Source organism: Mycobacterium sp. (assembly GCF_049278535.1).
In the GTDB taxonomy this organism is placed as follows: Bacteria; Actinomycetota; Actinomycetes; order Mycobacteriales; family Mycobacteriaceae; genus Mycobacterium.
Map to the genome: position 1 here is coordinate 1 of NZ_JBAPMI010000177.1, position 5978 is coordinate 5978.

Below are 5978 nucleotides of genomic sequence, written 5' to 3' on the forward strand. Positions count from 1 at the left end.
TTACCGCGCGGCTGCATCGCGGCAGGCGATCGCGCCTTCTTCTGCGACTACGTGCAGGCCTACCTGTCGCGCGCCGGCATCGGTAAGGAACAGCTCGCCCGCGGCGGCTACCTGATCCGCACCAACCTGGATCCCGATGTGCAGGAGCCGGTGAAGCACGCGATCGACAGCTATGCCAGCCCCAACCTAGAGGGCATCGCCAGCGTGATGAGCGTTATCCGGCCCGGCAAGAACGCGCACAAAGTGGTCGCGATGGCCAGCAACCGCACCTACGGGTTGAACACCGAAGCGGGCGAAACCATGCGGGCACAGCCGTTCTCGTTGGTCGGCGACGGCGCCGGGTCGATCTTCAAGATCTTCACCACGGCCGCCGCGATGCAAATGGGGATGGGCATCAACACGCAACTCGAGGTGCCCGGCAGGTTCCAGACCAAGGGCATGGGAAACGGTGGCGCCAAGGGCTGCCCCAAGGAGACCTGGTGCGTGATCAACGCCGGTAACTACCGCGGGTCGATGAATGTGACCGACGCGCTGGCCACCTCGCCCAACACGGCATTCGCCCGGCTGATCCAACTGGTCGGGGTGCCGCGTACGGTCGACATGGCGGTCAAGCTCGGGCTGCGGTCCTATGGCGAACCCGGCAGCGCTCGCGACTACGACCCGGAGAACAACGAGAGCCTGGCCAACTTCATCAAGCGGCAGAACATCGGCTCGTTCACGCTGGGTCCGTTCGAGCTGAACGCACTGGAGTTGTCCAACGTCGCGGCAACGCTTGCCTCCGGCGGCACCTGGTGCCCGCCGAATCCGATCGACAAGCTGATCGACCGCAACGGCAACCAGGTGGCGGTTACCACCGAAGCCTGTGACCAAGTGGTGCCCGAAGGACTGGCCAACACGCTGGCCAATGCGATGAGCAAGGACGCGCTGGGCGGCGGCACCGCGGCAGGATCGGCCGGGGCGGCGGGCTGGAACCTGCCGGTGTCCGGGAAGACTGGGACCACCGAGGCACACCGGTCGTCGGGCTTCGTCGGTTTCACCAACCAGTTGGCGGCGGCCAACTACATCTACGACGACTCCACGTCGCCGTCGGATCTGTGCTCGTCGCCGCTGCGTCGTTGCGGCGACGGGAACCTTTATGGCGGCAACGAGCCGGCCCGCACCTGGTTCACCGCGATGAAACCGATCGCCACCCTTTTCGGTGACGTGAAGATGCCACCGACGGACCCCGAGTACGTCGAAGGCGGGCCCGGTTCCCGCGTGCCGAGCGTCGCGGGTCTCGACGTCGACGCCGCGCGGCAGCGCTTGAAAGATTCCGGTTTCCAGGTCGCCGAGCAGCCCTCGTCGGTCAACAGCAGCGCGCGGTACGGCGAGGTAGTCGGGACCTCACCCAACGGTCAAACGATCCCAGGTGCGGTCATCACCATCCAGACCAGCAACGGCATTCCGCCGGCTCCGCCCCCGCCGCCGGACGGATTCGGGGGTCCCGGGCTTCCGGCCCCGGTCGGTTCTCAAGTCATCGAGATCCCGGGTCTACCGCCGATCACCATCCCGATCCTGGCCCCACCGCCTCCCTAGCAACACTGCTGGTGTGTGACGCGCCCGCACTCGGCCGACGGCAGTAGGCTGGCCTGCATGCGTTCCGCCATGACCGCTCTGAAAAGTACCGGCGCCGTCGCGCTCGGATCGGCTGCTGCCGGGATCAGCTACGCCTCGCTCATCGAGCGCAATGCGTTTGTGCTGCGCCAGCTGACCATCCCGGTGCTGGACCCGGGTTCGTCGCCGCTGCGGGTGCTACACATCAGCGATCTGCACATGCGGCCCGGCCAGCGTCGCAAGCAAGCGTGGCTGCGTGAACTCGCCGGCCTCGAGCCCGACCTGGTCGTCAACACCGGCGACAACCTGGCTCATCCCCGGGCGGTGCCGTCGGTCATCCAGAGCCTCGGCGATCTGCTTTCGGTGCCGGGCGTCTTCGTTTTCGGCAGCAACGACTATTTCGGGCCGCGACCGAAGAACCCGGCGAACTACCTGACCAAACCGGGCCACCGCGTGCACGGCCAGCCGTTGCCATGGCAGGACCTACGGGCAGCATTCACCGAGCGCGGCTGGTTGGACATGACCCACAACCGCCGCGAATTCGACGTGGCGGGGTTACGCATTGCGGCCGCGGGTGTCGACGATCCGCACATCGCGCGGGACCGCTACGAAGCGATCGCGGGTCCGGCCAGCCCGGCGGCCGACTTGCGGCTTGGACTGACCCATTCGCCGGAGCCCCGGGTGCTGGATCGCTTCGCCGCCGACGGCTACCAGCTGGTGATGGCCGGCCATACCCACGGCGGACAGCTCTGCCTGCCGTTCTACGGAGCGCTGGTGACCAACTCGGGCCTGGATCGGTCGCGGGCCAAGGGCCCGTCGCAGTGGGGCGCCAACATGCGGTTGCACGTGTCTGCCGGCATTGGCACCTCGCCGTACGCGCCGGTGCGGTGCTGCTGCCGGCCCGAAGCCACCTTGCTGACCTTGATCGCGGCGCCCACCGGTGGGCGCGACCCGCAGCGTGAGCGGGGCCGATCGCAACCTACGTATTCGGTGGGCTGAGCGGACTTAGGCCGCCATTGCCGCAAGAACTATTTGTGCGACGAGTTGATCAATACCGCGCCGGCCGATTCCGTGCCGTCGAGCCATAGGGATTGATTCCACGCGTCATCGACATCGCTTTCCGGAGCGGTAACGAGCAGCCAGAGCACCCCGAGGGCCAGGAATCCGCCGAACACCACGGCGCCTAACACCGTCATGATTTACTCGCTTCCGTTGCACATCGTGCTTATTTATATTATTGAATCGCGCCGACATCTCGGTTATTCCACGCCGCGATGTGGCGCAAATCCTTCACCGCAGCCGATGTGATCCGTACGGCAATGCCGGCGCGCGGAAGCCGGTCGGACTGGTCGCCGGGGCAATCCTTTTGGCGGGCGACCGGGGAGGTGCGATACGCTGTCGTGGCTTCACGCGGGGTGTGGCGCAGCTTGGTAGCGCGCTTCGTTCGGGACGAAGAGGTCGTGGGTTCGAATCCCGCCACCCCGACTCGTGAAATTCGCTGGTATATCAGCTATTCGAGTGCACAGCTCCCATGGGCGGGATATGCGTGGATCATCGCCGACGTGAGTTTGGGCAGCGCGTGAATCAGGCCGTGCTCGGACTCGTGGGCGATCCGGTGCGCAGCAGTCAAACTAAGCGAGGGGTCCAGGTCGAGTTCGGCGTCGGCGTGCAGCCGGTGGCCGATCCAGCGCATCCTTACGCTGCGGACCGACTGCACCCCCGACTGGCCGGCTAAAACGTATTCGGCGGTGTCAACCATGTGGGGGTCGACGCCGTCGATCAGGCGTCGGAACACGTCGCGCACGGCGGTACGCAGCACGGTCAGAATGGCGACGGTGATGGCCAGGCCGACGATCGGGTCGGCCAGCGGGAAACCCAAAGCGGCACCGCCGGCACCGACCAACACCGCCAGCGAGGTAAACCCGTCGGTGCGGGCGTGCAAGCCGTCGGCCACCAGCGCGGCGGAGCCGATGCGCCGTCCGACTCTGATGCGGTAGAGCGCGACCCACTCATTACCGATGAACCCGGCCAATCCCGCGGCGGCGACCCAGCCGAGATTGTCGATCGGCCGCGGGTGGATGAGTCGTTCGACTGCTTGGTAGCCGGCGATGATGGCCGACATGGTGATCATCGCGACGACGAACAGTCCGGCGAGGTCTTCGATTCGGCCGAATCCGTAGGTGTAGCGGCGGGTAGCCGCTTTTGTGCTGAGCGCGAACGCAATCCACAGCGGCACTGCCGTCAGGGCATCGCAGAAGTTGTGGATGGTGTCGGCGGCCAATGCGATCGACCCGGACACCACCACGATCACGACTTGCGCGGCTGCCGTCGCGACCAGCACCAGCAGGCTGACTTTGACCGCCCGAATACCGGCAGCGCTGGATTCCAGTGCGCTGTCGACACTGTCGGCCGCGTCATGTGAATGCGGCGCGAACATCTCATGCATCAGACCGCGCAGCCCCGGTCGATGGTCGTTGTGAGTGTGCGTCATCGCTGAGTTACCTTGCGCGGCCGACGATCGCGGGAGATGGCACGCAGCGAGTCGTCACCGCGGTGGTGGCGAGGCACCTCGGGGCCGGCGTGTTCGGCGTTGAAAACCGCGTCGACAACAAGCTGGCTGACGTGTTCGTTTTCCAGGCTGTAGAAAATGGTGGTGCCGTCGCGGCGGGTGCGCACCAGCCGGGCCATCCGGAGCTTGGCCAGATGCTGCGATACCGAGGGCGCAGGCTTGTTCACCTGGTCGGCAAGTTCGTTGACGGCCAACTCGCCGCCCGTGAGCGCCCACAACACCCTGATGCGGGTGGGATCGGCCAACATTCGGAAGACTTCGACGATCAGGTTGACCTGGTCTTCCGGAATCGAATCAGGAATATCTTTACCTGCGTTCATACGTAGATATTAGCTTACGCAGGAATGTGCCGAGGGTCCTAGGGGGTGACGAGGCTGTTCGTTGCGAGCGGCGCACCGAAGTAGGTCGCGTCCGGATCGATGACGACGGTCTTGGCTTCGCCCTGCTTCGCCAGAACGTCGCGGGCATCTGTTCGAAGGTGATCTTGTCGGGCCCTCCGACGTTGTGTTGCTCTTGATAGAAAAGTTCCTGGATTCCGGCAGTTGTGTACTAGCCGCACACAATTGGCTGTTCAAGATCGATCACCGCGCTCAAATCCACTGTGCGGCGCCCAGTTGCACTGAGATGATCGCCGGGTGAAGGTCATCGTCACGGGCGGCAACAGTGGCGTGGGCGCGGCGACCGCGACCACACTCGCAGCCGCCGGCCACAGCGTCGTCATCGCCTGCCGCACCATCCCGAAAGCCGAGCGAGCCGCCGCCGCAATGAGCGGTGACGTCACGGTCGCGCACCTCGACCTGGCCGAGCTGGCCAGCGTGCGGAAGTTCGCCGACTCGGTGGATGGCGTCGACGTGCTGATCAACAACGCTGGGGTGCTGGGTCTGCCGCTGACCCGCACCACGGATGGGTTCGAGGCCCACATGGGCACGAACTACCTCGGGCATTTCGCGTTGACGTGCCTGCTCGGCGACAGGATCAAGGATCGGGTGATCTCGTTGGTCAGCTCGGCCTATGTCCTGAGCCGGCTGCACATCGACGACCTGAACTGGCACCACCGCAAGTACTCGAAGTGGTCGGCCTACGGCGAGTCGAAATTGGCCGTGATGCTGTTCAATCACGAGCTGACCAGCCGGGGCGTGCGGACCTACATGACCGACCCGGGCGCGACGGATACCGACATCACCCGGGACACCACCGGCATCCTGCCGTGGGTGCGCGAACACACCTTCCGCCGTTTCCCGGCGCACAGCGCCGCCACCGGCGCACGGTCCACAATTCAGGCCGTCACCACCGACCTGCCCAGCGGCACCTATCTCGCACCGAGGTTCAGCCAGTGGGGTAGGCCGACGGTCACCCGGCCGCGCCGAAAGGCGCGTGACGCTGCGATGGCGCGCCGACTGTGGGATTTGTCCGTCGAGTTGACCGGTTGCGACTGGTCCGTTTGACGGGTGCCGATTCGCGGGTAAACACCCCCGTGGCTGAAGCGACCGTCGAACCCCTGTTGCCCGCAGCGCACGGGCCGTTGTCGATGGCCGTCCGGCATCGTCTCAACGAACCGGCGCCGCGCGATCAGTTGACCCGCATCGTGGCGTCGGTTCGCGACTCCAATCCTTACGGCCTCGATCTGCAGCTGGCCCTGTACATGTGCTACGAACTGCACTACCGCGGCTTCGCCGGCGTCGACCCCAACTGGGAGTGGAATCCCGGATTGCTCCATCTGCGAGCACAACTGGAACGCGCATTTCTGGCCAAAGTGCGTCGCGACGTCGGGCCTATCGAATCGGGCCGAACGGCCCAGGCCGAAATGGACGACCTG

At 65.5% G+C, this 5978-nt stretch carries 5 protein-coding genes, 1 tRNA gene and 2 pseudogenes; 5 read left to right on the forward strand and 3 right to left on the reverse strand.

Going from position 1 to position 5978, the window contains the following annotated elements; translation table 11 throughout:
- Both ponA2 and WAO18_RS11995 read left to right on the forward strand, forming a co-directional pair.
- Positions 1-1575: pseudogene (gene ponA2, locus WAO18_RS11990) on the forward strand (transglycosylase/D,D-transpeptidase PonA2); the annotation flags it as partial.
- Positions 1576-1632: 57 nt separating this feature from the next.
- Positions 1633-2592, forward strand: coding sequence for a metallophosphoesterase (locus WAO18_RS11995; protein WP_422206499.1), 960 nt, complete (start codon positions 1633-1635; stop codon positions 2590-2592).
- A gap of 29 nt (positions 2593-2621) precedes the next feature.
- On the opposite strand, the gene WAO18_RS12000 is transcribed toward WAO18_RS11995, so the two are convergent.
- On the reverse strand, positions 2622-2789 hold the full coding sequence (locus WAO18_RS12000) for a hypothetical protein (RefSeq protein ID WP_422206500.1): 168 nt from the start codon (positions 2787-2789) through the stop codon (positions 2622-2624).
- Between the two features lie 215 nt (positions 2790-3004).
- Between WAO18_RS12000 and WAO18_RS12005 the strand changes: the two genes are divergently transcribed.
- Positions 3005-3078, forward strand: a tRNA-Pro gene (locus WAO18_RS12005).
- 25 nt (positions 3079-3103) lie between these two features.
- Here WAO18_RS12005 and WAO18_RS12010 read toward each other — a convergent pair.
- Both WAO18_RS12010 and WAO18_RS12015 read right to left on the reverse strand, forming a co-directional pair.
- On the reverse strand, positions 3104-4084 hold the full coding sequence (locus WAO18_RS12010; RefSeq protein ID WP_422206501.1) for a cation diffusion facilitator family transporter: 981 nt from the start codon (positions 4082-4084) through the stop codon (positions 3104-3106).
- A complete protein-coding gene (locus WAO18_RS12015) occupies positions 4081-4482 on the reverse strand; it encodes an ArsR/SmtB family transcription factor (protein WP_422206502.1) in 402 nt (133 codons plus the stop codon). Before WAO18_RS12015 ends, WAO18_RS12010 begins: the two co-directional genes overlap by 4 nt.
- Positions 4483-4797: 315 nt before the next feature.
- Between WAO18_RS12015 and WAO18_RS12020 the strand changes: the two genes are divergently transcribed.
- Both WAO18_RS12020 and WAO18_RS12025 read left to right on the forward strand, forming a co-directional pair.
- Positions 4798-5607: an SDR family NAD(P)-dependent oxidoreductase gene (locus WAO18_RS12020; protein WP_422206503.1), complete on the forward strand. Its 810-nt coding sequence runs from the start codon at positions 4798-4800 to the stop codon at positions 5605-5607.
- Positions 5608-5690: 83 nt separating this feature from the next.
- A pseudogene (locus WAO18_RS12025) lies at positions 5691-5978 on the forward strand (iron-containing redox enzyme family protein); the annotation flags it as partial.

Bases quoted from the DNA above. Each gene is read 5' to 3' on its own strand.
- WAO18_RS11995 (WP_422206499.1), top strand. From the start codon at position 1,633: ATGCGTTCCGCCATGACCGCTCTGAAAAGTACCGGCGCCGTCGCGCTC.
- WAO18_RS12000 (WP_422206500.1), bottom strand. From the start codon at position 2,789: ATGACGGTGTTAGGCGCCGTGGTGTTCGGCGGATTCCTGGCCCTCGGG.
- WAO18_RS12010 (WP_422206501.1), bottom strand. From the start codon at position 4,084: ATGACGCACACTCACAACGACCATCGACCGGGGCTGCGCGGTCTGATG.
- WAO18_RS12015 (WP_422206502.1), bottom strand. From the start codon at position 4,482: ATGAACGCAGGTAAAGATATTCCTGATTCGATTCCGGAAGACCAGGTC.